Source organism: Longicatena caecimuris, from assembly GCF_018406465.1.
GTDB lineage: Bacteria > Bacillota_I > Bacilli_A > Erysipelotrichales > Erysipelotrichaceae > Longicatena > Longicatena caecimuris.
On sequence record NZ_AP024510.1, the window covers coordinates 1,254,288 to 1,280,341 of the forward strand.

Genomic DNA, 26,054 nt, shown 5'->3' on the forward strand with positions numbered 1-26,054 from the left:
AGAAACGCGTATGGAAAAGAATGGGAAGATTCTGGTAGTTGATGACAGTATCATGATCACCAGTCAGGTGGAACGGATTTTAAAATCGGAAACAATGGAATTAAAAATTGCCCATGATGGGAAACAGGCGATGCAAACAGTCATGGATTTTCAACCCGATCTCATTTTACTGGATGTAGAATTACCGGATACAAATGGCTTCACGCTATATGAAGAGATTCAAAAAAGAGCACCTCAAAATACCAAAATTATCTTCTTAACATCCCGTGATGATCATGATGCGGTATTGACAGGTATGACCCTTGGGGCAAGCGATTATATCAAAAAACCATTTGATGCCGACGAGCTACTGATTCGCATTATGTCGCAGTTGCGTACGAAACATAAAGAAGATGAGTTACAGAAAATGGAAGAGAAGGCGAGTGTATTGCATAATTTGGCATTTCGCGATGCATTAACCGGATTATTAAATCGCAATTATGTCGATCAAAAATTAAAGAATACATTGGATATCAATATTCCGATGATGTTAATCATTGCCGATATTGATGATTTTAAATATGTAAATGATTATTTCGGTCATGAAATCGGCGATATGGTTTTAATTGGTATTGCCAGTACGCTTGCTGCAACAGCTGCGAAATGGGAAGTGATACGCTGGGGCGGTGAAGAATTCCTCATCGTGTTTAAAGGTGTAACGCAACAAGACTGTACAGAGGTGGCGGAACAGATCCGTTATGCTGTAGAACATCTTCCTTTTCATAGTAATGGAGAAGATTTTCACTGTACGCTCACACAAGGCATCACCTGTTATGATCATGCATTGACCTTCTCAGAAAACGTTGAGATGGCAGATAAAGCTTTATATTATGGAAAACGTCATGGAAAAAATTGTTTTATCTGTTATGAGCATATGAAAGATCTGAAGGCAGGCGAAGTATTATGAGTTTTTTCGATGACAGTCTGTTAGATATGCTGGATGTATATATATATGAATCCAATGATCTTTTTGAACAACTGGATCGTATCCTATTGACACATCAACAAGATCACGCATTAACGAAAGAGGACATACATGCCATTTTTCGTGTCATGCATACGACGAAAAGCTCATCTGCGATGATGAATTTGACTGAGATTGCCAATTGTATGCATCGTTTAGAAGATGTGTTTGGCATTTTACGTGATGATCCACAACGCCTACAGTCTCATGAAGATACATTATTCACCCTTTTGTATGATGTATCTGATTTTATGCATCAGCAATTGGATATCATGAAGCAGGAATCTTATCAACCAGCGGATCCATCTTTTTTTATCAAGCGTATTGAAGAGCTGATGAATGCACTGCAACATAAAGAAGATGCAGAGACTAGTAAGATACCTAAACAAATACAAAAGCCAATCCCTGAACCTGAAAAAGCGGTCGGTGCGAATACGTTTTATTTACATCTTTTATACGAAGAAGGTTGTATGATGGAAAATGTAAGAGCCTATATGATGGTCTTACAATTAAAACCACTATGTCAACAATTGCATACATATCCTGAAGAATTAGAAAACAATAAGGATGCGGCATCTTATATCCAACAACATGGATTTTATCTGGCAATTACAAGCGACCATCCTGAACAGGCGATGAAGGTGGCACAGAATGCTTTATTTGTTCAAAGTTGTAAGCAGAAAGCATTAAAAGACACTCCATTTGCTCATGATGAGAAAAAGATGAATAAAAAAGTTGGTACATTAAAAGAACAGAAAGAAACATTTTTATCTGTAAGAACCGATAAATTAGACGAATTACAAAATCTGATTGGTGAAATGATGATTGCTAGAGAAACTTTAAAAGTGTATATGCAGACAACTGGTAATGATGCTATGGTAGATTTTTATAAACAAACCTTTGATAAGTTATATGATCATTTAGAAGAGGTCGTTATGTCTATACGGCTTGTCCCAATGGCTATTTTAGTACCTAAATTATCACGTGTGGTACACGATGTGGCGGTGAAAGAGGGAAAAGATGTGGTATTTAAGGTTGAAGGAGAAGATACGGAATTTGATAAAGAAATTGTTTATCGTCTTTTTGAACCGTTGATGCATTTATTACGCAATGCGGTTGACCATGGTCTGGAAAGTAAAGAAGAGCGTTTACGCAATAAGAAATCGTCGCAGTGCGAAATTATCTTGAACGTTGAGCAAAGCAATGGTGAAGTAAAAATTCAGGTAAAAGATGATGGGCGAGGATTAAATGCTCAAAGGATACGCGAAAAAGCGATAGCAAAGGGATTATTAGCAAAAGATGCACAAATAAGTGATCAGGAATTATATCAGTTTCTATTGATGCCAGGCTTTTCAACAAAAGAAGAAATCAGTGAAATCAGTGGCCGCGGTGTAGGTTTGGATGTGGTGAAACAGATGATTAATTCCAGTAACGGTCGATTAGCAATACAAAGTGAAGCAGGGAAAGGAACATCTTTTATCCTTTATCTGCCTTTGACACTTTCCATCATACCGGCACTGATCATTCGCTGTCATACGATTGTTTATGCAATTCCTATTCATGCGATTGAACATTTCTGTCCTTGGGATACTAATGTTTTTAGCGTACAAGGCCAACATGTGTATTATCGTTATAAGGAGATGAGTCTGCCTGTATTATTTCTTGATGAACTTTATCAACAAGTGGGGGATAAAACCATGCAAGAGCGTAAGAATAAGACCCTTATCATCTTAAATAGTCAAGGGATGAAGGCGGTATTGGCCGTTGATGAAGTCATCGAAACGCGAAATATCGTCGATAAGCCACTTCCAGGCGTATTACAAGATACGTATCAGCAGCATACAGGTATCAGTGGCTATAGTTTGTTAGGAGATGGACATATTTGTTATGATCTTCGTGCGGAAACTTTATTAAAAAATGCTTGGAAAGGCAGGGAATAATATGCAATATATCGGTTTTGATATTCAAGAGACACATTATGGCATAGCCTCAGACAATATTATTGAAATATTACAAGATGGTGTGATTACACCATTGCCTTGTGCACCACAAGGAGTTTGTGGCATGACCCATTATCAGGGAAGAAGTTATCCAGTTCTTGATTTATATGATATATTGGAAGTACCGGTTGATACATCGCTTAGCTGTATGATCATGGTAGAAACAAAACAGCATTATTATTTTGTGAATGTGCATACCATACCCTATTTGTTTGAAGATGGTGAAGCTATGGAGGTTCCTAAGGCTTTAGCAGACAGTGATATAGCAATCAAGCAGATTTTTAAGTGGCATGATCGCATGCAATTGATTATTTCGACAGAAAAATTATTTGCTTTTTTATTAGAACGTTTTCGCCATACGGCTTATCCATGGTGATAGTCATGCAGACATCCATATGAAGATGTCTGTTTTTTTGAATGGATGGTAGTCATATGTAGGAAGAAGGCAGAACATAAAAAGTTTCTAATACGTATCAGGAACAATAATATGATGATAAATGAAAAAGATATGTAAAAAATGATTATATTTTATGAAAACGATGAAAAGGTGGTTGACGGATTCCCAAAATAGGTGTAACCTAAACATAATCATATAAGGGAGGCAGTCATTATGGAAATTGAATACGTACAGGCAAAAACATTAAAGGAAAAACCCGCTTGGGATCAAAACCTTGGCTTTGGTAAATACTTTACGGATTATATGTTCACAATGGATTGGACAGTAAATAAAGGTTGGCACAATGCTAAAATAGAACCCTATGCGCCTATTTGTTTGGATCCGGCAACTCTGGTTTTACATTATGCACAGGAAACTTTTGAAGGTTTGAAAGCTTATAAAAGTAAGGATGGAAACGTACTTTTATTTCGCCCGGAAATGAATGCACGACGTTTTGCGAACTCAAATCGTCGTTTATGCATGGAAATTCTACCGGAAGAAATGTTTGTCGAGGCGATTGAAAAATTAGTAGCTCATGAAGTAGATTGGATTCCTACTGCAGAGGGAACCTCATTATATATCCGTCCATTCATGTTTGCTACAGAAGCAGCTGTTGGTGTGCATCCAAGCAGTGCCTATAAGTTTGTGATTATTTTATCACCAGTAGGTGCTTATTATCCGGAAGGTGTAAATCCGGTAAAAATCTATGTAGAAGATGAATATGTGCGAGCAACTAAGGGAGGCACAGGCTTTACAAAATGTGGAGGTAATTATGCCGCTAGTATTGCAGCACAGGTAAAAGCAGAAAAATTAGGCTATACACAGGTATTGTGGCTAGATGGTGTAGAACGTAAATATGTGGAAGAAGTTGGAACCATGAATGTCATGTTCAAAATTGATAATAAGATCATTACCGCACCATGTGATGGAACAGTATTGCCGGGAGTTACACGTGATTCTATTTTACATATCTTAAAAGATTGGGGATATGAAGTAGAAGAGCGTCACTTATCTATTGATGAGTTAATGGAAGCGGGAAGAAAGGGTAAGCTAGAGGAAGCGTTTGGTACAGGAACGGCTGCTGTTATTTCACCAGTAGGAGAACTTTATTATAAGGGTGAGACCGTAACAATCAATGATTTTAAAACGGGGGAACTGACTCAGAAATTATACGACACCTTGACAGGTATTCAATGGGGAAATGTAAAAGATACGTATGGTTGGACACGTATTGTTAAATAAACATTAAGCGAATAAAAAAACGGTTTTGACCGTTTTTTTTTTTTTTTTGTGGCGGGCATGCCACATATCTAGGGTGAAAATCCCTCGGGGCGTAGTTATCGACGAACCCAAGAGCGACTTGCAAGTTTCATATCGTGAGGTATGGGAGAGAGGAAGCAATAGCGAAATCGTGGCTTAACGGACAGGAAGTCTGAACATTAAATTCAGACGGCTGATAATAAGGCGGCATTAGCGGATGAGATGGCATGAAGCATCAAAGTCCAAAAGATAACCGTAACCTAATGGCGTAAATCAGATAAGTAAACGAGGAAAGATATGTGACTTACCCCGCGAGGTCTCATTGACTCAGTAGGCGAGACGTAGAACGACGGGCAGTCGAGGAGTAGTAACAACGAACAATGAGAAGTCAGCAGAGGTCATATTAAGTAGAGATACTGAAGGACCGAACGTTTTAATCGCACGAGCAAAATGTATGTTTCTTACAATAATCAGACAAGGATATGAGTGAAAACGTAAATGAGCAAATATCCAAAACACGTATGATGATTTGTAAGAAAGCGGAAAGGAAAGGAGTGCACAAAGTATGTCAGAACTATTAGAAAAGATACTGAACAGAGAAAATATGAACAAAGCCTATAAACGTGTAAAAGCGAATAAAGGAACAAGCGGAATTGATGAAATAACGATTGAGGACGCTTATGTTTATATAAAAGAAAACTGGGAAAGTATCAGAGCAGAAATCACAGAAAGGAAGTACAAACCACAGCCAGTAAAGCGAGTTGAAATACCAAAACCGAATGGAGGAACTAGAAATCTGGGGATACCAACGGTAATGGATAGAATCATCCAGCAGGCAATGGTACAAGTATTAAGTCCAATATGTGAAACGTTCTTTTCGGATTATAGTTATGGATTCAGACCAAATCGGAGTTGTGAACAGGCCATAATGAAATTATTGGAATATATCAATGATGGATATGAATGGATAGTAGACATTGACTTAGAGAAATTCTTTGACAACGTGCCACAGGATAAATTGATGAGTTATGTACACATCATCATAAATGATGGAGATACAGAGTCGCTCATACGAAAATATCTTAAAGCAGGTATCATGATAAACGGAAAATATGAAAAGAGTGAAAAGGGAACACCACAAGGTGGAAACCTATCGCCATTATTAAGTAATATTATCCTAAATGAATTAGACAAAGAATTAGAAAGCAGAGGGTTACACTTTACCAGATACGCAGACGACTGCGTGATAGCGGTAAAAAGTAGAGCCAGTGCGAACAGAGTGATGCATACAATCACAAAGTGGATTGAACACAAATTGGGACTGAAAGTGAATGCGACAAAGACGCATATCACAAGACCTAACAAATTAAAATATCTAGGCTTTGGATTTTATTATGATACAAAAGATAAGAAATATTGTGCAAGACCACACGCAAGTTCCATACAACGATTTAAGAGGAAACTGAAACAGCTAACAATCAGAAAGAACACAATGGCTTTAAAAGAAAGGATAAGACAACTGAACCAAGTAATACGAGGATGGATAAACTATTATTCCATATGTAATATGAAAACACATATGATGAATATAGATAAACATCTTCGTACAAGACTTCGAGTAATTATATGGAAGCAGTGGAAAGTTCCCAGCAAGCGACAATGGGGATTACAAAAGCTTGGGATTTCAAAAGATAGAGCAAGACAGACATCGTATATGGGAGACCATTATCAATGGGTAGTAACCAAGACATGTGTGATAAGAGCAATATCAAAAGAAAAACTAGCCCAAAAAGGACTAGTCAGTTGTTTAGATTACTATATAGAGAGACACGCTTTGAAATTAAAACGAACCGCCGTATACGGAACCGTACGTACGGTGGTGTGAGAGGGTGATTTATTTCACCCTACTCGATTTTAAATCTAAGTTATACTTGCCTCATAAATGGAAACAATGGAAGCTTTTAATAAAGCGTCAAACGCTTCTTGGGTTTGGGTAATCTGCAGACCTTGTGTTAAGGCTCTGGAAAAGCTTGCTATGATACCATGATTTTTTGCCAATAATGCATTCGCTTGTTCACGGCTGTAACCACCGGATAAGGCCACAATTCGCACAATATGCGTATCCGTTAATAAATCTTTATAGAAATCATCTTGACTTGGCAATGTTAATTTAAACATGATTTGTTCATTATCCAAAGTTAACAATTGCTTTTTAATCTCTTCTTTTAAACGTTTTTCACAGGCTGCCTTATCTTCGCTATAAATATCAACTTCCGGTTCTAAAATAGGGATAAAACCATGTGCGGCAATTTGTTTGCCTAAGGCGAATTGCTGTTCAACGATTCTTTGAATACCATCTGCATTCGCGTGATGGATGACACTTCGCATCTTAGTGCCGAAGATATGACGTTGTTTTGCCCGTTGCAGTAATTCTTCTAAATTAGGAATTGGCTTCATTAGTTGAACGCCATCACTTTCTGTTTGCAATCCTTTATCAACCTTAAGGATTGGCAAGATATGCTTTTCTTCCCATAAATAATCTGCCGTATACTTCCCTTCAATTTGACGATCCATCGTATTTTCAAAAAGGATGGCAGCTAAGATATGAGCATTCGTAAAAGCTGGAGAAGTCATGATACGTGTACGCATAGCGTGAATACAATTAAACATTTCTTCATCACTGTGGTATTGTGATGCATCGACGCCATATAAACGAAGGGCTTTTGGTGTACTTCCGCCGCTTTGATCAAGTGCAGCGATAAACCCTTTGTGTGAATGCATTTGAATGACTCTTTCATCTTTCATCATTCACACCTCCTTCAAACGTTTTTTTAAACGTTTTCTTTATACTATTATTGTACCACGTTTTCCGCAAATAAAAAGGAATGTATCAAATAGTCACTTTTCCATTTGTATGATAAATTGAACGCATGCTATTTTTTCAACATCTTTTCAGCACCTTCACTCATTACTAGCTGATATCCATGAGAAGATAAGGTTGCTGTATCATCTTCAGGGGCAATGGTATCGTCATAAACCCAAATGGCTTCAACAGAAATGCCTTTTTCTTTACGAATCTTTGCCAAAATTTTTTCGCCTTCTGCATGAGATACCGTATATAGGGTCGTCGATAACATGTCGGCAATACCACCATCCTTGGTGATAACAGTTACACTGCGGCAATGTTTTGCAGGCATAAGCGTACTAGGGTCAATAATATGATGCATGATTTGTCCTTTGTATGTATAATAGCGTTGATAATCACCGCTAGTCACAAAAGATGAAGATTCATTAATGGAAATAGATGCTAAAGAATCGCTCGATAAAGTATCATAATTGGGGATTTGCAGGCCAACATTCCAGGCACTTCCATCTGGTTTTGCGCCAATTAAGCGAACATTGCCACCGCCATTGATGATGGCATGCTTTAAACCGGCTTTTTCTAGCTTTTGTGCTACTTTTTCAACAGCATATCCTTTTGCAATTGCGCCAACATCAAGCTGTGTATGTGAATTGTTAATATAGACTGTGCTTGCTTTTTCATCCAGTTCAACATGTTCCCATCCCGTATAGGTGTTTGCCTGTTGCAAGGCTTTCTTAGAAGGGATGGTTGCGTTTTTTGGATTTTTTTCAGCGGCTTCGCGCGCATCGTGCCATAAATCTAAGACAGCTCCCATCGTAACGGAAAACTGATGATTGCTAAGGGCATCGTATTCTTTTGATTGTTTTAACAGCTCCATAATAGGTTCGTCTACCTTGATCGGCTTGTCACCGGCATGATCATTGATTGTCTTAATATTGTTAATGCCATCATAATTATGATATTTATCAAATAGCTTATCATAGCGTTTGAATTCATCTTGAAGAATCTGCTCATATTGTTTATACGTATGTTCATCTTTTGCATAGGCTGTAAACATGACTACCGTATCAAAGCCTAAGCTTGTAGAAGTCATGGAATATTTTTCTAGTGTTACAGTATCTTTTTTACTGCTGCATCCATTACTGATCAGGATTGTTAACAGGCAGCATAAGCATAATTGGATTTTTCTCATTCTTATCACCGAGAGTTATTATACCATTATCATTTGGTATTATCCACTAAAAGCAAGCTTCCTTTGTTAGCATCCTTAAAATAAGCCATTAGGGATAAAAATGTGTATAATATCGCTTCATTTCAAAACAGAAGATGGACTCATTGCAAATGAGGAAATGCGTATGCCGCGATGACGTCAGAAGATGCGGGGATTAGCTAATTATTAGAGATGTTTTGATTATTTGAGGAATCATTTGATGAAAGGAAATGTTTTATGAAATGAACATGTGTACCAAGGCCCAAGATATTGGATTTTTAAGATAAGATGAAGGAATTTAAGAAAAGAATAACGTATGCAAAGGACAGGAAAAGCGTTTCTTTTGTTATGACAGTAGGTGTTGTGTAAAAATCATAAAAACGAAATTCTAAGATAACTGCGAAATGAATAAATAATAAAAAAGTATGAAAATCATCCGAAATTGTATGGATGATTTTCATACTCTCTGTTATTTAATGATGCCTTGCTTTTTTGGCGTTATGCGAATTCAATGACGGTAGAAGCGTCGAGCATTTTTATTTTCTCCATCATCTGTTGTCGCTTTTCTTCAAAATGTTCTTTTTGATTTGCATAACAAGATGCATGCTGTTGGAAGAGCTCTAACAATTGAGCGGCTGTGATCGTTTTATTGACACAATTGCTGTTTTTCCAATTGATGGTGATATTCCACACACCATGATCATTCAAGTAAATCAAGCCTAAGGGGGTAATTGCCAAAGGTACAACAAAGCCTAATACGATCGTATCTTGAAATACGTTTTGCAGTTTCATAAACGTCATCCTCTTTCATAATATAAGATAATTGTAAAACGAAATAAACAAACAGGCAATACTTTTATAGGAGATAAAAAGAACGAAATGATAAGAAGCGTTTTCTAAGATTGCTTTTAATTAATACATGGGTGGTGATCTTATAAATGTACTGCCATAACCAGAGGAAGGAATTCACACTATATTCCATCAGCTGGAAACATCAGGAATCCGATGAAAAAAACGAAAAATTTCTTTATGTACCTATTTGAAAATGTTATAATAATCTCGGTATGTGATTTAGATGAATTATCTGAATTTACATAGAAAATTAGGAAAGGCTTAAAGAAAGGTTAGGTGACGATGATGTCATTGTTTAAAGGTCCAATGCGTCAGCACATACAGGGTCACAAAGAGTTGACAGAGCATGTTGACATTCTGGAAATTAAGGCTGGAAATTGTGTATACATTCCCATGCTGTCCGGTGCCAGCACCAATCTGGAAATGCTTGTACAGGAAGGCGATAAAGTCTTAGTAGGTACAAAGCTTGCTGTATGCAATGAACGTAATGTTGTTCCTATTTATTCAAGTGTTTCCGGTACTATGAAGGGTATTGAGAAACGTATGCATTCTTCATTAAAACCGGTGAATCATCTGGTGATTGAAAATGATGGAGAGTACAAAAAAGAACAGTCCTTTGAACCGTTGGATTATGAAACAGCGGATCGTACAGCTTTAATCGATTTCATGATGAATGCTGGTATTATTGGACTTGGTGGGGCAGGATTCCCTGCTTACATCAAATACAAATTTGCGAAGGATGTTGAAAAACTGATCATTAATGCTGTGGAATGTGAGCCATTCATTACAGCAGATTATAAGATGATACAGGCGCACAAAGAAGAACTGGTGACAGGAATTCTGGCAATGAAGAAAATGGCGATGGCAAAGGAAGCCGTAATTGCCATTAAGAAAACACATCCGGATTTGATTTCTTTTTGTGAGGAAGCTGTAAAAGGTTTGGATGGTGTGAGTGTTGTTGCTGTTCCAGATGTATATCCTATGGGCTGGGAACGCGTGTTAGTGCGTGAAATTATGCATAAGGAATATGAAAAATTGCCTGGTGAAGTTGGCGCTATCGTCAACAATGCCACAACCGCAATTGCTTTCGGTAATGCCTTGTTGCATGGGGAAGCCATTATCACAAAGACATTGACAGTGTCTGGTAATGCTATCAAACATCCACAGAATGTAACCGTACCGGTTGGTGTTCCAGTGAATGAAATTGTTGAAGCTTGCGGTGGTTATACATGTGATGATGTGAAACTGATTGCTGGTGGTCCAATGATGGGAAAAACGATCGTTAATGATAAGTTTGTGATCGATCGCAATATGAACGCTATTACGATTTTGGCAAATAAACCATATGACAGTGTGGCATGTTTGCGTTGTGGAAAGTGTAGTGATCATTGCCCGGCAGGTTTACAGCCAGTGCGTATTGCCCAAGCGGTTAAGACAAAGGATAAAAATGCCATGGAAAAACTATGTGCGATGGATTGTATCGAATGCGGTTTATGTACCTTCATCTGTCCATCTCGCTTGGATGTAACAGAAAACGTACGGAAAGCAAAACGCCAGCTTATGATGGCGAAGAAGTAAGGAGGGTAAAGAGATGAAATTTACGTTTAACGCATCGCCTAACTTACGTCAGAGTCAGAGTACCAAACAGATCATGTTAGAGTTGATGCTGGGACTGCTGGTTGTCTTCGGCTTTTCCCTAGTTTATTATAACAGTGTTTATGGTATGGAATATGCTTTACAGGCAGTGAAACTAATGGTTGTTTCCTTAGTGGTAGCCTTAGTAACAGAGATTGCCTTTGCATTCTTTACCAAGAAAGATGCTAAGTTTGATTTTGCTTATATCAAGCAATTCTTAGGTTCTTCTTTTGGATGGATTACCGCGATCATTTTGACATTGATGTGTCCGATCAGTATTCGTCCATATGCCTTAGGAGTTTCGACATTTATTGCCATTTTCTTTGGCAAGCTGTTATTCGGCGGCTTCGGTAACAATATTTTTAATCCGGCAGCTTTTGGTAGAGCTATCGTGTTTGCGACTTTTATGGGAGCGACCACGGATGTTGTAACAGGTGCAACACCAACGACATTAATTGCGACCAATTATAACTGGCTTGTTGTTAATCCTGAGATGATTCAGGAAATGATGAGTGAAGTCGGTGGCTTAGGTAAATTATTTACCGGTTGGTATCCTGGGGCCATCGGTGAAACAAGTGCATTGGTTATTTTATTAGTTGGTGTCATTTTGGCAATTCGTAAAGTGATCGACTGGCGTGTACCTGTGGTATATCTGGGAAGTATCTTCCTCTTGACTGCTTGCGTCGCATTATTGCGTGGGGTAGGTAGTTATGAAGGATTGCCTGGTTTCATTTGGTATCCGTTAGTACATGTGTTAACTGGTGGTGTCGTCTTTGGGGCTATCTTCATGTTGACGGATCCGGTTACTTCACCAACCAGTGCGCAGGGACGTTGTATCTTTGCGTTAGGTGCTGCAATCTTTACGGTATTAATTCGTATTAAGGCGAATTTACCAGAAGGATGTTTATATTCTATCTTATTAATGAACATGTTAACACCAATGATCGAAAAGAGTCTGGAAGGCAAGCAATTGGCTTTACGTAAAAAGGCATGGATCATCAGCGGTGTTGTTGGCGTGGTTGGTTTAGGAAGCGTCTTATTAGCTGGAAATGTCATTGAGGCGAAAGAACCGGCACCTAAGGTATTCTTAAAAACTGAAGATAAAGATGTGAATAAATTTGAAGCTAAGATTACGGCTACCAAAGACAATGGTGATGGCACTGCGACTTATAAGGTGGAAGCACAGGGATATGCGTCTACCGAAGATGCATCAAAATTTAATAAATTTGATATTGTGGTAAACACCAAAGATCATACGATCGTATCTGTGACACCTACAGAGGTAGTTGATACGGAATATGTCGGTGATAAGATTTTAAATGAAGCATTCTTATCACAATTTAAAGAGCAGAAATTAAGTGACAATATAGAAGTAGAAGTTAATGATGCAGTTACAGGAGCTACGTTCTCATCAAAATCAACTGTCCGTGCAGTTGAAGAAGTGCGTAAGGCTCTGGGCTACTAGGAGGTAATCGTATGAAGAAAATTTTACATCTTACGGTATTCCTAGCTCTGATTGCTGCATTAGCCGGAGGAGCTTTAGGATTTGCCAACTCTATGACAGTTCCAGTCATCGCGGAAAATGAACTGAAAGCAGAACGCGATACCTTAAAGGTTATCTATGATGATGTTCCTGACAGTGCGTTCGTTGTTGAAAAAGAAAATGTTTCTAAGACGATTCAGAAAGTCTTTAAAGTAGAAGGAAAAGGATATATCTTCAAAATGAAGGTTACCGGTTATAAAGATGGTACTTCCTTCCTTGTCGCGTTAGATAAGGATGGTAAGGTTGTTGATTATGTGGCTATATCAAACGGCGATACCCAGGGACTGGGAAGCAAGGTTACAGAAAAACCATTCCGTGAAAAACTGCAGGGTGCTGATGCTCTTGGCAGCGAAATTGATGAAGATACCATTACCGGTGCAACCGTTTCAAGTAAACCGGTCATTGAAGGTATTAAGGAAGCAGCCAAATATCAGGCTGACCATTTGAAATAGGAGGTGGATGAAGAATGAATCGTAAAGAAAATTTTACAGCAGGTTTCATCCGTGAAAATCCTGTTTTCTCATTGTATTTAGGTTTATGCTCTACATTAGCTATTACGACAACGTTGAACAATGCCATTGGTATGGGAGTAGCTGTTATTGCCGTATTGATCATGTCCAATGTCATTATTTCCTTGATTCGTAACATTACACCATCAGAAATTCGTATCCCAGTGTATATCGTTATCATCGCGACTTTAGTTAAAGTTATTCAGATGCTGATTAAAGCATATGCACCAAGTCTGGATACCGCACTTGGAGTATTTATTCCACTGATCGTTGTAAACTGTATTATCTTAGGTCGTGCTGAGGCATTTGCCAGCAAGAATAAGGTATTAGATTCTGCGTTAGATGGTTTAGGTATGGGACTTGGCTATACGGTTTCTATCATCATCATGTCTGCCATTCGTCAGATTTTAGCTACAGGTGTGATTTCTTTTGATAACCCATTTAATGCGGCGCAGAATATCTTCACTCTGCGTATCATCCCAGATGATTTTGCCATTTCCATGTTCTCTCAGCCATTTGGGGCTTTCTGTACATTTGCCTGCTTGGCGGCTGGATTGGCAGCTTATAAGGCACATAAAGAGAACAAAGCTAAAAAACTGGAAAAGGAGGCGAAATAATTTATGGATTGGAGTAATTTATTCGTCATGTTCGTAACGTTTGTTTTGATTAACAACGTTGTGCTGAATCAGTTTTTAGGTATGTGCCCATTCATGGGGGTATCCAAAAAAAGCAGTTCAGCTATTGGTATGGGGGCTGCCGTTACTTTCGTTATCGTCGCGGCTTCCTTGGTTACGTATGCGTTATATTACGGCGTATTAGATAAATGTGGTTTACAGTATATGGATTTGATTACCTTCATTCTGGTTATCGCAGCTTTAGTACAGTTGGTTGAAATGATCATTAAGAAGACGAGTCCTTCCTTATACAAGGCATTAGGTGTCTATCTGCCTTTGATTACGACAAACTGTGTCGTATTGAATGTTACCTTAAATAATATTACCAATGGATATAACTTCGCTGAAATGCTGACGTATTCCATTGCCATTCCTTTAGGCTTTACATTGGTATTGTATATTTTCTCTACCATTCGTGAACGTCTGGATGCCTGTGATACACCGCTTTCCTGGAAAGGTAACCCAATTGCCCTGATTGTAGCTGCCATTATGGCTTTGGCTTTCAGTGGCTTGATGGGTCTGGTATAGCATATGGCGAGCGCAGTTATTTACTTAGCTATTTTAGGAGGTATTTATGCATTAGTTTTCTATTTGAATCATAAAACACCGCTTCCTAAAGGCTGTGAAAACTTAAAAGCAGAGTGTGAAGGCTGCCATGATGTAGCCTGCTGCAACAACCCTGCGCATGATAAATAGGAAAGGGGAATAACCATGTTAACAGCTGTTTTAATGATGTTGGTACTTGGTGCAATTCTTGGTTTGGGACTTGGAATCGCAGATAGATTTTTGAGTGTTGAAGTAGATGAGCGCGTAGAAAAGGTCAGCAGCATGTTGCCTAACTACAACTGTGGAAGTTGCGGTTATGCTGGATGTAGTGGTCTTGCCGAGGCTTTGGTAAATGGTGAAATTACTGTGGTTGGTACATGTAAACCATGTAAAGCTGATCAGAAGGCAGCCATTGCAGAATACTTAAACACAACACCAGGACCTGACGGCAATTGTGTCAAGGTGAAACCATAAAGGTAACAATGAGATAATCTATCTTAACAGATAGGTTATCTTTTTTAGACAGCAATGGTGCATGATAGTATTTAAAACATGTGGTTTTATGAGGCTGTTATAAAGATTAAAAAGAGCTTTCCCTTCTTTATGACTTTTGATAAAATGAGAGAAAGAAAGGTGATGCAGATTGGATAAGGAAACCATTCATCGTTGTACGTGGGCAGAAAATGCAGAAGCTATCTATCAAAACTATCATGATAACGAATGGGGCGTTCCCGTTTATGAGGATCAAAAATTATTTGAAATGCTGATATTGGAAGGGTTTCAGGCAGGATTATCGTGGCTTACGATTCTAAAAAAACGCGAACATTTTAGAAAAGCTTTTAATTATTTTGATGTAGCTTGCATAGCTGCTTATGATGAAGATAAAATAACAGAATTGATGCAGAATAAAGGCATTGTGAGAAATCGTCGCAAGATTTGTGCAGCAATTCAAAATGCTAAGGTGTTTTTAGCGATACAGAAAGAATATGGTACGTTTTCAGAGTATTTATGGGGATTTACCAATCATCAGGTACAATACTTGCAAGATAAAGAAATGCCGGTCACAACTCCTTTATCTGATAGCATTTCTAAGGATTTGAAGAAGCGTGGGATGAAGTTTGTCGGCAGCACGATCATCTATTCGTATTTGCAGGCTGTCGGTGTTGTTCATGATCATCACAAAGGATGTTTCTTACATGTGGATGATAGCAATAACTAAAAAAGATGTTCTTTGATTTGCCCCTTGTCAAGTAGACAGGGATAGATCATTCCATAAGAACATCTCTTTTAGTTAGGTATTTATCTGATAGGATTTTAATAGTGGTAAGGTAACCATAACGATGACAATGCCAACGATAGCCTGTATGATATTGCTAGGCACACCGGTGAGTGATAATTGCCAACTATCATTTATAAAAGCATCTGCCATAAAATAGCCTATGACCATCCATACGCCGGCCAATGCATATATACCATAGCGTAAGAGTGGTTTTGTGACCTTGTGAAGCAACAGGGATACCAGTACAGCCTCTATTCCTTTGATAAAAAGTGTGGGAATGAAATAAATACCATAACCTCCGGCAATATCCGCCAAACCACTTCCAATACCACCTATAAGAAAGGCATAAAAAGGATTTAATAAGGATGAAAATAATAAGATAAAACCATCTCCAAGATTGAAATATCCCTGAATACCATTCGGAACTTTTATCAAATAGGTAGCCAGAAAGACCAAAGCGATGCCTAATGCCGCCAATACCAGTTCTTTTACTTTCTTATTATCCATGATCATTACGCTTTCTTTAATTTCCGTTGGCGATAGAATTGGCGCTGTATCAGTGGTAAGGCAACGATGGCAATCACGTAACCGACACCACTCTGTAAAATATTTTCGGCTATGCCACTCAAAGCGATAATCATACTTCCTTTTAAATACCATTTTGCGAAAAAATAACCAATAACCATGATCATACATCCAAGGAAATAAGCAATCCATTTTATTTTGTTACCATACTTTTGGAACAAGTAAGCAACCATACAGCCTTCCAATCCTTTGATTAATAAAGTAGGAATGAAATAATATGCATACCCACCTGCAACATCTGCTAAAGCACTGCCTAATCCACCGATCAAAAAGCCGCCAAGCGGTGAGACAATACTAGAAAATAACAAGATGAATCCATCACCTAAATTAAAATAACCATCAATCCCATTAGGTATCTTAATAAACATCGTGGAAACAAAGACGATGGCCATACCTAATGCATATAATACAATTTGCTGCGTTGTTAATGTTTTTTTGTTCATATAATATACCCCTCTTTCTTACTTGTCAGTATTCTAACAAAAATCTGTCATGATAAAAATAGACAAAAATACATAAAAAATAAAGGTCAGTTCATGTTATACTAAAATGGGTGATATATATGGAAATGCAAACAAGCACATTTGAACGACAAAAAGGAATGGCTTTATATAAACAAATCTATTTGAAATTGCGAAAGGATATTATGCAGGGTTATCTGAAAAAGGGAGATCGTTTGCCTAGCATACGTAGCTGTGAGCAATTGTTTAAAGTATCGAAAACAAGTGTTGAGCGAGCTTATCAATTATTATTAGATGAAGGCTATATCAGTTCCAGACCGCAAGCTGGATATTATGTGGATGTAGATGAAGAACATGTGCGTATGCGATTATCTTTATTACAAAATGTTCAAAGGAATCCCACCTATCGTATACGGTATGACTTTCGTAGTCAAAGCATGGATCATGATGCTTTTGATATGACTTTATGGAAAAAATATCTGAAAGAAGTTTTGGAACTGCATCAGGTGATTACGACATATGGTGATGCCCAAGGCGAAGTTTCACTGCGCGAAGCTTTACAAAAATATGCATATTCTATGCGAGGTGTCTTATGTGATGTGGATGCTATCTTGATCGGTGCCAGTTTTCAATCTTTATTATTTTTGTTATGTGGCTTGCTTGATAAACAGATGATCGTCGGTATGGAGAAGAGTGGCTTTTCCCAGGCTGAAGAAGTATTTAAAAGCTATGGTTTTCCAATTGTGTATTTATCCTTGGAGGAAGATGGGATCTCCATTGCTGAATTGCGTAAGCATCATGTACAGGTATTGTATATAAATGCGGGGTCATTGGGAAAAAATCATCAGCCGTTATCTAAAAAGAATAAGGAGGAGCTATTGCGCTGGGCAAAACAGGCAAACGCATTCATCATTGAGGATGATCATAATGGAGAATTACGTTACGCAACCAAGGTAACAAGTGCAATGCAAGGTTTTGATATGGGAGAGCGTATATTTTATATCGGCTCGTTTTCACGTTTGCTTTTGCCATCGTTACGTATCAGTTATCTGGTTATGACACAAGATATCAAACAGCGTTATATTAGCAGAAAAGACAATTATGCGCCGACGTCCAGTAAAATTGAACAATTGGCATTGGCACGTTATATCACGGATGGTCATTTGGAACGCCATATCAGACGATTAAAAAAAAGGTATGAAAAGAAAAGTCAGCATATGTTTGACTTACTGCATACCTATTTACCAGAGGCTAGTTGTATATTAGAAGAAGCTTCCTTACAATATGTGCTACGCTTTCCTTATGAGTTGAACTATGCAGAAATTCTTGTCGAGGGTGAAAAAAAAGGGATAGCTTTTAATATAAATTCCTGTCAAGAACTTGTGATTTCCTTTGCGGCTATTGCGGAAAAAGATATGGATGAGGGGATCTATCGATTGCGTCAGCTTTTGCATGAGAATGCGATATAGATTTGATTACATGCATATCGTAAAATAGGGGGGGATTGAAGAAGTAAATGCCAAATAAACAAGGAAGGTTTACGAAACAGCGGTGGAACTAGATATAATAAATGAATGTGTAACGTTGTAAGATAACGGTATGGATACAATCATAAGTTTATTATTGACAACTGAATGCATCTATCATAAATTAACTCACGTGTATGCAAATTTATAACAACAAGCGTTCCTTTTTCTATGGAAATAGGTGTATAATATAGTGATAAGATAAGGAAAAGGAGGTATTTCTATGCAGGCATTTTTATGGCAACAAGGCGAATTTCTACTACGTATTTTATTAGCCGGTGTATGTGGGGCGATGATTGGCTATGAACGCAAAAGCCGTAATAAAGAAGCAGGCATTCGTACACATATGATCGTCGCCATGGGAGCCGCTTTGATTATGATTGTATCGAAGTATGGCTTTGGCGATCTGTTAGGAAAAGAAGGCGTTGCTTTAGATCCATCGCGTATCGCGGCACAAATTGTCACCGGGGTAGGCTTTTTAGGTGCCGGGATGATTTTTATGCGTAAAAATACCATTTCCGGACTTACGACTGCAGCTGGCATATGGGCAATCAGTGCTATCGGTATGGCGATTGGAAGTGGCTTATATCTATTGGGAATCCTAACCGCTTTTGTAATCTTGTTAATTCAAATTACGTTGCATTCCAATCATAAATGGCTGCGTGAGACTTATAAAGATGATGTATGTTTTGTGATTGAAAAGGATAAAAAAAATATTGAAGACTTGCAGAAGCGTTTGCAACAACTGCATATGGAAATATTGAATGCTAAGGTCGAGGAGAAGGATGATTGTTATCATGTAGATTTTGTGGTAAATTATCCTAAAAATTATGATGCGGATGTCTTGATGAAGCTGTTTCAGGAAATCAGCTATATCAAAGAACTGGATGTATGATTCCTAGCGTTCATTTGAAATAAATCTTGCCATTTTGCAAAGAGTATAGTAAAATAAGCAAGGTTGTGATGAGAATCATCACATACAAACAAGTTCATAGGTTTTAACAGCCTCCATTTTTCACTGATTTCATGTAACTAAATCAGTCATATGGAGGCTTTTTTATGAGAAAGCAGGTGTTTTATATGCAAGTACAAGAAACTAATAAAATGGGCATACGTCCCGTATTTCCATTATTGATGTCCATGGCCTTTCCACCCATGCTCAGCATGCTGATCCAAGCTTTATATAACATTGTGGATAGTATGTTTGTGGCGCAAATCGGTGAGCATGCCCTTACAGCGGTATCTTTAGCCTTTCCTATCCAGACCCTTATCATTGCCTGTGCAGTAGGTATTGGTGTCGGTGTAAATTCATATATTGCCAGAAAGTTGGGAGAAAAGAAACAGGATGAGGCAAACAGCGCTGTGCTGCATGGCTTGTTACTGGCATTGGTAGGATCGTTGTTATTTATCCTATTGGGTATTTTTGGTATACCGGCCTTTTTTAAGATGTTTACAAGCGATGCCTTAATATATGAGGAAGCCTGTGCATATACATATATTTGTGTCTTCTTTTGTTTTGGCTGTTTCTTCCATATTTGTATTGAAAAGGTATTTCAATCTACCGGAAAGATGATCTTTCCTATGGCGATTCAGGCAATTGGGGCTATTATCAATATCATTTTAGACCCAATTATGATCTTTGGCTGGTTTGGTTTTCCGGCATTGGGCGTTCAAGGGGCAGCGATTGCTACCGTCATTGCCCAGATTACTTCTATGGCAATGTCATTTTTTGTGTTATTAAGCAGAGAACATGATGTCAAAGTCGATGTGAAGCATTTCCATTTCCATATGGATTGTATCAAAAAGATCTTGGCTGTAGGTGTTCCAAACGCGTGCATGAATGCATTGAATAGCTTTTTGGTGATGGGATTAAATACGATATTGATTGGTTTCTCTAATGCTGCTGTTGCTGTGTTTGGTATTTATTTCAAGCTGCAAACCTTTGTATTCATGCCGGCAAGTGGCTTAACGCAAGGGGCTATGCCATTGATGGGGTACAATTATGGAGCAGGGTATCATCAACGTCTGCATGAAGCGTTGAAATATGCTATTTCAGTGACCGGAATCATCATGCTATGCGGCTGTCTGCTCTTTGAAATCTTCCCAACCCAACTATTAGGTTTGTTTGATGCCAATGCGGAAATGATGAATATCGGTGTTCCTGCCTTACGTATCATCGGTATCAGTTTTATACCGGCAACCTTCGGTTTTATTTTACCAACCTTGTTTCAGGCTATGGGATTAGGCTTACAATCATTGATTATCTTCTTATTGCGTCAATTGATCATCACCTTGCCATTAGCTTTCCTTTTTGCGAATTGGTTTGGTTTATATGGTATTTGGGTATGTTTCATTCTTGCCGAAACTATAGCAGCTATCGTGGCCTACTTGCTCTATCTGCGTATTCGCAAAACGGATCCGATTCTTTCTCGCAATTGGGAAGCGGCATAAGATTGTGACAGTTTCGTCATCCTTTTGTTTCACATAGACGAAAGGATGCTTTTTTTTGTATAATAGAAGAAATGAAAGACCGTTATGTTATCAGTGTCCTACCATCAAGTAGAAAGCAGGGTGTCTTATGAAAATTTTATTTGTTGAAGATGATCAGGCAATTGCCTTAGGTCTAGTATATTCTTTAGAAAAAGAAGGCTATGAGGTCATACATTGCGTTTCTCAAAAAGCCGCCTTGGGTTTGCTGGAAACACAAGTATTTGACCTATTGCTACTGGATGTCAGTTTGCCGGATGGCGATGGTTATACCATATGTAAACAAGCCAAGCATCTACATGATGTACCTGTTATTTTCTTAACTGCTTTAGATGATGAAGTCAATGTTGTGATGGGCTTAGATCTTGGCGGGGATGATTATGTCACAAAGCCATTTCGCATCAAAGAATTGTTAAGCCGCATAAAGTCAGTTTTACGCCGTTATCAAAAGGATGCTTTAGACATTGTGCAGATACAGCATCTGGAAATCCACATCAGAGAAGGGAAAGTATATCGTAAAGGCAGTGAAGTATTCTTAACAGCGTTGGAATATCGCTTATTGATGGTGTTTGTTAATCATCAGGGACAAGTCTTATCGCGTAGTCAGCTATTGGAAGGCATATGGGATGTCGCCGGTGATTTTGTGAATGATAATACGTTGAGTGTATATATCAAACGTTTACGTGAAAAGTTGGAAAAAGATGCCGCAGAACCGGAAATTATTAAAACAATCAGAGGACGCGGGTATCGGATGGAGAAAGGATCATGAAACTATTACGCAATAAAGAAATACGAAGAAGCGTGTTGAGCTGTGTTTTATACAGCTTATTATTGTATGTTTTAAGCTTACTTTGGAACATTCCAATCTTGCTTCTCTTGTTTTTCCAAGCCGGTGGTTTTCTAGCTATTTTCTTATGGTATCAAAAACAGCGCTATGCACATATCACAGCATTATCCACATATCTGCAGGCAGTATATGAAGGCAATGAGCTGTTGGATATACGCGATTATGAAGAAGGAGAGCTTAGCATATTAAAAAGTGATATTTATAAGATTACCAGTATCTTGAAACAACAAAAGGAATTGCTAGAGAAAGATAAGACATTTCTGGCGGATACCTTAAGTAATATTTCGCATCAGCTAAAGACACCTTTAACCTCAATGATCGTCATGAACGATTTATTAGCACAAGAAGATCTGCCATTGATTAAGCGTAAACAGTTCCAGCAACAGATGCAGCATCAACTGCAGCGAATCGAATGGCTGATTGCGACCTTACTTAAGCTTTCAAAGATTGATGCGAATGCGATTATCTTTGAACCAGTTGATGTTGTTGCCCATACGTTGCTTGAAGAAAGCATAGAACCACTTTTAATAGGCATGGAGCTAAAAAACATCACTTGTACGATACAGTGCGCAACGGATATTCATTTTACTGTTGATCGCAATTGGATTAAGGAAGCCATTGTAAATATCGTGAAAAATTGTATGGAGCATACTTCTGAAAACGGTCATATCTGCATCAGCTGCAAGAATACACCTCTTTATACCTTCCTTGTGATCGAGGATGATGGCTGTGGCATTGCTACATGTGATTTAGCGCATATCTTTGAACGATTTTATAAAGGGGAAAATGCCGGTCAAGACAGTGTGGGCATAGGCTTATCTTTAGCTAAAGCTATTCTTATGCATAATCATGCGACGATTGAAGCAGAAAGTGAAGTAGGAAAAGGCACACGGTTTTTGATTCGCTTTTATAAATAAAAGCAGGCAGTTTCATGACAGAATTGTAAGACATATTGTCATGAAGCTGTCATTTCTTTCGCTTATACTTAAGCGTAGGAGGAAATACATATGGAATTGTTAAAGGTAGAGCATGTAAGTAAAATTTATGGGGCGAAAGAAACGCAGGTAAAGGCATTGGATGATGTTTCTTTTACGGTAGAAAAAGGAGAATTTGTGGCAATTGTTGGCCCAAGTGGCTCAGGTAAGTCTACGCTGCTGCATATTCTTGGCGGTGTGGATCGTCCGACAAGTGGTCAGGTAATCTTAGATGGTAATGCGATGTATCAGATGGATGAAGATGGATTGGCTATTTTTCGACGTCGTCAGATTGGCCTTATCTATCAGTTTTATAACCTGATTCCGGTATTGAATGTGAAAGAAAATATTACTTTGCCTTTGTTGTTGGATCAGCGAAAAGTAAATGAAGATTACTTTCAGAAATTGGTACAGCAACTCGGTTTGCAGGATCGTTTAAATTATTTGCCCAATCAATTATCAGGAGGACAGCAGCAGCGCGTATCTATCTGCCGTGCCATCATGGCATCACCGGCTGTCGTTTTAGCGGATGAGCCAACAGGAAATCTCGATCGTAAGAACAGCGAAGAAATTGTCGGGTTATTAAAACAGCTGCATCTAGAACAAAAACAGACGCTGATCATGATTACGCATGATGAAAGTATTGCCCTGCAGGCAGATCGCATCTTGCAAATAGAGGATGGTAAGATTGTCAAAGACGAGGTGATACGGCGATGAAGGTAGAATATCGCGTCACTTTGGAAAGCATGCGGCGCAATCGCAGAAGAACTAGAATTACCATCTTCGGAGTTGTGCTTTGTATCGCGATGCTATCCGCAATTGCGACCATGATGACTTCATATCGCAGTGCCATGATCGAAGGTGTAATCGCACGCAATGGCTTTTATCATTATAGCTTTAATGAGATATCTTCATCGGATGTTCAAAGGCTGCAAGCAAATCAAGATGTTGCACAAGTTGCCATTACCTATGCGGATAAAGCACGATATGGAACAAAGGATGACAATGCAGAAATGCAGACTACCATTCAGATAAATGGTGTAAAAGAAAAAGACTTAGCGTTAAAAGGCAATGCATTGATTCAAGGAAGCTATCCTAGCAATGCACATGAAATTTTAGTCAGTGAGCAATTTCTTAAAAAATATGAGAAAGCGATTGGTGATCCTATTACTTTACGCATTGGCGATTATCCAAAGCAGCATTGGCAAACCAAACAGCAACAAGACTATCGCATTAGCGGTGTAATCAAAAGCTGGTGGGATGATGTAGGCTATATGAACACCATTGTGGCCTATGATACACAACAAGAAGCTTTGCATAAGAATAACTTATCCGCCTATCTCTGCTTGGACTCTTTGCGGCATAAAGAGGATAAAATAGCACGCATTCAAAGCCAACTGCATACAGAATATGGTAGCAATACCAATCATGACCTGCTGCAGTTTTATGAAATTACCGATTCAGAGTTTATGAAAACGATGTTGATTGCAGGCAGTATCATGGCCACTTTGATCTTATTAGGCGGAGGCTCTCTGATTTATAATGCATTTGCCATATCATTAAGTGAGAGAACCAGATATTTAGGTATGTTATCCAGCGTTGGAGCGACGCGAAAACAGAAAAAACGCTCAGTACGCTTTGAGGCTTTCGTCATCGGATGTATTGCCTTACCGATTGGTTTATGCTTAGGAATCGGCGGGGATGCTATTGCCTTTCATTTGTTTGACGGCCTCATACGTTCATCCAGTTCTTCTGATCTGGATTTAAAAGTTGTGGTGAACTGGCAGATTCTGTTACTAATCGTTATGTTTACCATTGTACTATTGCTTTTTTCATCCTGGTTACCGGCAAGGAGAGCTTCCCGTATTTCGGCAGTTACGGCAATACGTCAGAATAGTGATGTACGCATACGTAAAAAGGATGTTAAAGTAAGCCGTATCACACAAAGATTGTTTGGCTTTGAAGGTACTCTTGCAATGAAAAACATGAAGCGCAATCCTTTCCGTTATCGTGCAACGTTGTTATCGTTTATCATTTGTATGGTTTTATTTCTTAGTGCCATCACCTTGATGGGACTTGTGCAGACGACTATCTTGATGAGCATACGTACCAATGCAGATGTTACCTTAAACATCTATAACAACACCGATGACCAATTGCCTTATAAACCTTATGAGGAAGCAAAGTTGTCTGCGTATAAACAAGTGCGTTATGCAGATCATGCGACATTGACCTTAGAAAGTTTTTTGAAATTAAACGATAGTCGCTACCTAAGTAAGGCGGGAAAAGAACAATTACAAAACTATGAAAAAAATATAGATGTCAATACCAACTTTCACGAGAGCAGTCTATCATTCCTTGATATCTATGGTTTACAGGATGAAGAATTAAAAGCCTATTGTAAACAAGTAGGGGTCGATATAGAAAAACTGAAGCAGCATCAGGGGATGATCTTAGTAAATGCTCCAGTAAAAGATGCTTATAAAACAAAGCATATCGATTGGCTAAAGGTTGCAAAAGGCAGTCACTTATCAGCGGAATTTGATAAGAAAGAGGATCCTTATAAAGCCTATGAAGATGGAGATGATATACCAGACGTTTTGCCAACACCGGTCTTAAAACATGCCGTGTATATTGAAAAAGTGACGCAGCTAACGCCAGACTTTCTTGAGGCAGCTTATAATAATCCAACAAGCTATCTGATAACATCCTTTGATGCTGTGAATGCCTTAGCAAGTACGCTTGATAAAAAAGGTGGAAATGCGCATGCTACCTGTATGATCTACTATCGCAGCATGCATCCAAATGAATTACAGGATGAACTTAGCAAGCAGCAGTCAATGAATATGTATGTAAATAATGTTGCCAAAGATAATGAAAAAACAAAAAGTTTAAGCTTAGTAATCTCCTTATTTCTTTATAGCTTTGTCGGTTTATTGATTTTAGTTTCTATTACCAATATCATCAACACGATAGCTACTAGCATGCAGTTAAGAAGAAGAGAATTCGCAATGTTGAAATCCATCGGCATGACAAAAAAACAGTTTCATCGTATGATTGGTTATGAAAGTATCTTTTATGGTTTCAAGACATGTTTGTATGGACTTCCTATCGCCTTTTTGATCATGGTAATCTTATCAAAAACTTTTTCTTTAAGTTTTGAAAATAAGCTCTATATTCCATGGTTGGGAATTGGTATCACGATTTTCGTGTTGTTCCTATTATTGATCTTAATCATGTTCTTCTCTATTAAAAGAAGTGAGCAGGAAAATATCATCGAAACGATACGACAGGAAAGTATCTAAGGTAAAAAACGGTTGAGGAAGACCGTTTTTTTCAGGAATGGAAAACGGGTAGCGGCAAT

Annotated in this window: 25 protein-coding genes; 20 read left to right on the forward strand and 5 right to left on the reverse strand. The window is 38.3% G+C overall.

Annotation, left to right across the window (positions count from 1 at the left end; translation table 11 throughout):
* Nucleotides 1–10: 10 nt before the first annotated feature.
* The 5 genes from KJS44_RS05805 to ltrA all read left to right on the forward strand — a co-directional run bounded on the left by KJS44_RS05805 (nucleotide 11) and on the right by ltrA (nucleotide 6,584).
* A complete protein-coding gene (locus KJS44_RS05805) occupies nucleotides 11–946 on the forward strand; it encodes a GGDEF domain-containing response regulator (protein ID WP_008688928.1) in 936 nt (311 codons plus the stop codon).
* On the forward strand, nucleotides 943–2,943 hold the full coding sequence (locus KJS44_RS05810) for a chemotaxis protein CheA (protein ID WP_008688926.1): 2,001 nt from the start codon (nucleotides 943–945) through the stop codon (nucleotides 2,941–2,943). Before KJS44_RS05805 ends, KJS44_RS05810 begins: the two co-directional genes overlap by 4 nt.
* 1 nt (nucleotide 2,944) lies before the next feature.
* A complete protein-coding gene (locus tag KJS44_RS05815) occupies nucleotides 2,945–3,379 on the forward strand; it encodes a chemotaxis protein CheW (RefSeq protein WP_008688925.1) in 435 nt (144 codons plus the stop codon).
* 234 nt (nucleotides 3,380–3,613) lie between these two features.
* On the forward strand, nucleotides 3,614–4,681 hold the full coding sequence (locus tag KJS44_RS05820; RefSeq protein WP_008688923.1) for a branched-chain amino acid aminotransferase: 1,068 nt from the start codon (nucleotides 3,614–3,616) through the stop codon (nucleotides 4,679–4,681).
* A 583-nt stretch (nucleotides 4,682–5,264) separates the two neighbouring features.
* Entirely contained in the window at nucleotides 5,265–6,584 is a 1,320-nt protein-coding gene (ltrA, locus tag KJS44_RS05825; RefSeq protein WP_017144628.1) for a group II intron reverse transcriptase/maturase, read from the forward strand.
* A gap of 35 nt (nucleotides 6,585–6,619) precedes the next feature.
* On the opposite strand, the gene KJS44_RS05830 is transcribed toward ltrA, so the two are convergent.
* The 3 genes from KJS44_RS05830 to KJS44_RS05840 form a co-directional block, all read right to left on the reverse strand.
* Nucleotides 6,620–7,504, reverse strand: coding sequence for a fructose bisphosphate aldolase (locus KJS44_RS05830; protein ID WP_008688921.1), 885 nt, complete (start codon nucleotides 7,502–7,504; stop codon nucleotides 6,620–6,622).
* Nucleotides 7,505–7,632: 128 nt separating this feature from the next.
* Complete coding sequence (locus KJS44_RS05835; RefSeq protein WP_008688920.1) at nucleotides 7,633–8,754, reverse strand: FAD:protein FMN transferase; 1,122 nt, start codon at nucleotides 8,752–8,754, stop codon at nucleotides 7,633–7,635.
* Between the two features lie 516 nt (nucleotides 8,755–9,270).
* The gene (locus KJS44_RS05840) at nucleotides 9,271–9,564 is read right to left on the reverse strand and encodes a hypothetical protein (protein ID WP_008688917.1); all 294 of its coding nucleotides are present in this window, start codon (nucleotides 9,562–9,564) and stop codon (nucleotides 9,271–9,273) included.
* A 345-nt stretch (nucleotides 9,565–9,909) separates the two neighbouring features.
* On the opposite strand from KJS44_RS05840, the gene KJS44_RS05845 reads away from it, so the two are divergent.
* The 8 genes from KJS44_RS05845 (at nucleotide 9,910) to KJS44_RS05880 (ending at nucleotide 15,750) form a co-directional block, all read left to right on the forward strand.
* Nucleotides 9,910–11,202 (forward strand): RnfABCDGE type electron transport complex subunit C, encoded by a 1,293-nt coding sequence (locus tag KJS44_RS05845; RefSeq protein WP_008688916.1) that lies wholly within the window; start codon nucleotides 9,910–9,912, stop codon nucleotides 11,200–11,202.
* Nucleotides 11,203–11,215: 13 nt separating this feature from the next.
* On the forward strand, nucleotides 11,216–12,724 hold the full coding sequence (locus KJS44_RS05850) for an RnfABCDGE type electron transport complex subunit D (protein ID WP_008688915.1): 1,509 nt from the start codon (nucleotides 11,216–11,218) through the stop codon (nucleotides 12,722–12,724).
* 11 nt (nucleotides 12,725–12,735) lie between these two features.
* Nucleotides 12,736–13,254, forward strand: coding sequence for an FMN-binding protein (locus KJS44_RS05855; protein ID WP_008688914.1), 519 nt, complete (start codon nucleotides 12,736–12,738; stop codon nucleotides 13,252–13,254).
* A gap of 14 nt (nucleotides 13,255–13,268) precedes the next feature.
* Nucleotides 13,269–13,928 (forward strand): electron transport complex subunit RsxE, encoded by a 660-nt coding sequence (rsxE, locus tag KJS44_RS05860; protein ID WP_008688913.1) that lies wholly within the window; start codon nucleotides 13,269–13,271, stop codon nucleotides 13,926–13,928.
* A 3-nt stretch (nucleotides 13,929–13,931) separates the two neighbouring features.
* Entirely contained in the window at nucleotides 13,932–14,513 is a 582-nt protein-coding gene (locus tag KJS44_RS05865) for an electron transport complex protein RnfA (protein ID WP_008688912.1), read from the forward strand.
* 3 nt (nucleotides 14,514–14,516) lie between these two features.
* Nucleotides 14,517–14,681: a hypothetical protein gene (locus KJS44_RS05870; RefSeq protein WP_008978987.1), complete on the forward strand. Its 165-nt coding sequence runs from the start codon at nucleotides 14,517–14,519 to the stop codon at nucleotides 14,679–14,681.
* A 15-nt stretch (nucleotides 14,682–14,696) separates the two neighbouring features.
* Nucleotides 14,697–15,005: a (Fe-S)-binding protein gene (locus KJS44_RS05875; RefSeq protein ID WP_008688911.1), complete on the forward strand. Its 309-nt coding sequence runs from the start codon at nucleotides 14,697–14,699 to the stop codon at nucleotides 15,003–15,005.
* Between the two features lie 169 nt (nucleotides 15,006–15,174).
* Complete coding sequence (locus KJS44_RS05880) at nucleotides 15,175–15,750, forward strand: DNA-3-methyladenine glycosylase I (protein WP_008688910.1); 576 nt, start codon at nucleotides 15,175–15,177, stop codon at nucleotides 15,748–15,750.
* A gap of 72 nt (nucleotides 15,751–15,822) precedes the next feature.
* Here KJS44_RS05880 and KJS44_RS05885 read toward each other — a convergent pair whose 3' ends face one another.
* Nucleotides 15,823–16,317 (reverse strand): ECF transporter S component, encoded by a 495-nt coding sequence (locus tag KJS44_RS05885; protein WP_034798014.1) that lies wholly within the window; start codon nucleotides 16,315–16,317, stop codon nucleotides 15,823–15,825.
* 5 nt (nucleotides 16,318–16,322) lie between these two features.
* Nucleotides 16,323–16,838: an ECF transporter S component gene (locus tag KJS44_RS05890; RefSeq protein WP_008688908.1), complete on the reverse strand. Its 516-nt coding sequence runs from the start codon at nucleotides 16,836–16,838 to the stop codon at nucleotides 16,323–16,325.
* 119 nt (nucleotides 16,839–16,957) lie between these two features.
* Between KJS44_RS05890 and pdxR the strand changes: the two genes are divergently transcribed.
* The 7 genes from pdxR (at nucleotide 16,958) to KJS44_RS05925 (ending at nucleotide 25,995) form a co-directional block, all read left to right on the forward strand.
* Nucleotides 16,958–18,325 (forward strand): MocR-like pyridoxine biosynthesis transcription factor PdxR, encoded by a 1,368-nt coding sequence (gene pdxR / locus KJS44_RS05895; RefSeq protein ID WP_008688905.1) that lies wholly within the window; start codon nucleotides 16,958–16,960, stop codon nucleotides 18,323–18,325.
* 280 nt (nucleotides 18,326–18,605) lie between these two features.
* A complete protein-coding gene (locus KJS44_RS05900) occupies nucleotides 18,606–19,277 on the forward strand; it encodes an MgtC/SapB family protein (protein ID WP_008688903.1) in 672 nt (223 codons plus the stop codon).
* A 164-nt stretch (nucleotides 19,278–19,441) separates the two neighbouring features.
* Nucleotides 19,442–20,833: an MATE family efflux transporter gene (locus tag KJS44_RS05905; protein WP_008688902.1), complete on the forward strand. Its 1,392-nt coding sequence runs from the start codon at nucleotides 19,442–19,444 to the stop codon at nucleotides 20,831–20,833.
* Between the two features lie 127 nt (nucleotides 20,834–20,960).
* Nucleotides 20,961–21,638 carry a response regulator transcription factor gene (locus tag KJS44_RS05910; protein ID WP_008688900.1) on the forward strand — a complete coding sequence of 226 codons (678 nt, stop codon included), beginning with the start codon at nucleotides 20,961–20,963 and terminating at the stop codon, nucleotides 21,636–21,638.
* The gene (locus KJS44_RS05915; RefSeq protein WP_008688898.1) at nucleotides 21,635–22,633 is read left to right on the forward strand and encodes a sensor histidine kinase; all 999 of its coding nucleotides are present in this window, start codon (nucleotides 21,635–21,637) and stop codon (nucleotides 22,631–22,633) included. The genes KJS44_RS05910 and KJS44_RS05915 overlap by 4 nt, the downstream gene beginning before the upstream one ends.
* Nucleotides 22,634–22,723: 90 nt before the next feature.
* Complete coding sequence (locus tag KJS44_RS05920; RefSeq protein WP_008688897.1) at nucleotides 22,724–23,407, forward strand: ABC transporter ATP-binding protein; 684 nt, start codon at nucleotides 22,724–22,726, stop codon at nucleotides 23,405–23,407.
* Nucleotides 23,404–25,995 (forward strand): ABC transporter permease, encoded by a 2,592-nt coding sequence (locus KJS44_RS05925; RefSeq protein ID WP_008688896.1) that lies wholly within the window; start codon nucleotides 23,404–23,406, stop codon nucleotides 25,993–25,995. Before KJS44_RS05920 ends, KJS44_RS05925 begins: the two co-directional genes overlap by 4 nt.
* Nucleotides 25,996–26,054: the final 59 nt, after the last annotated feature.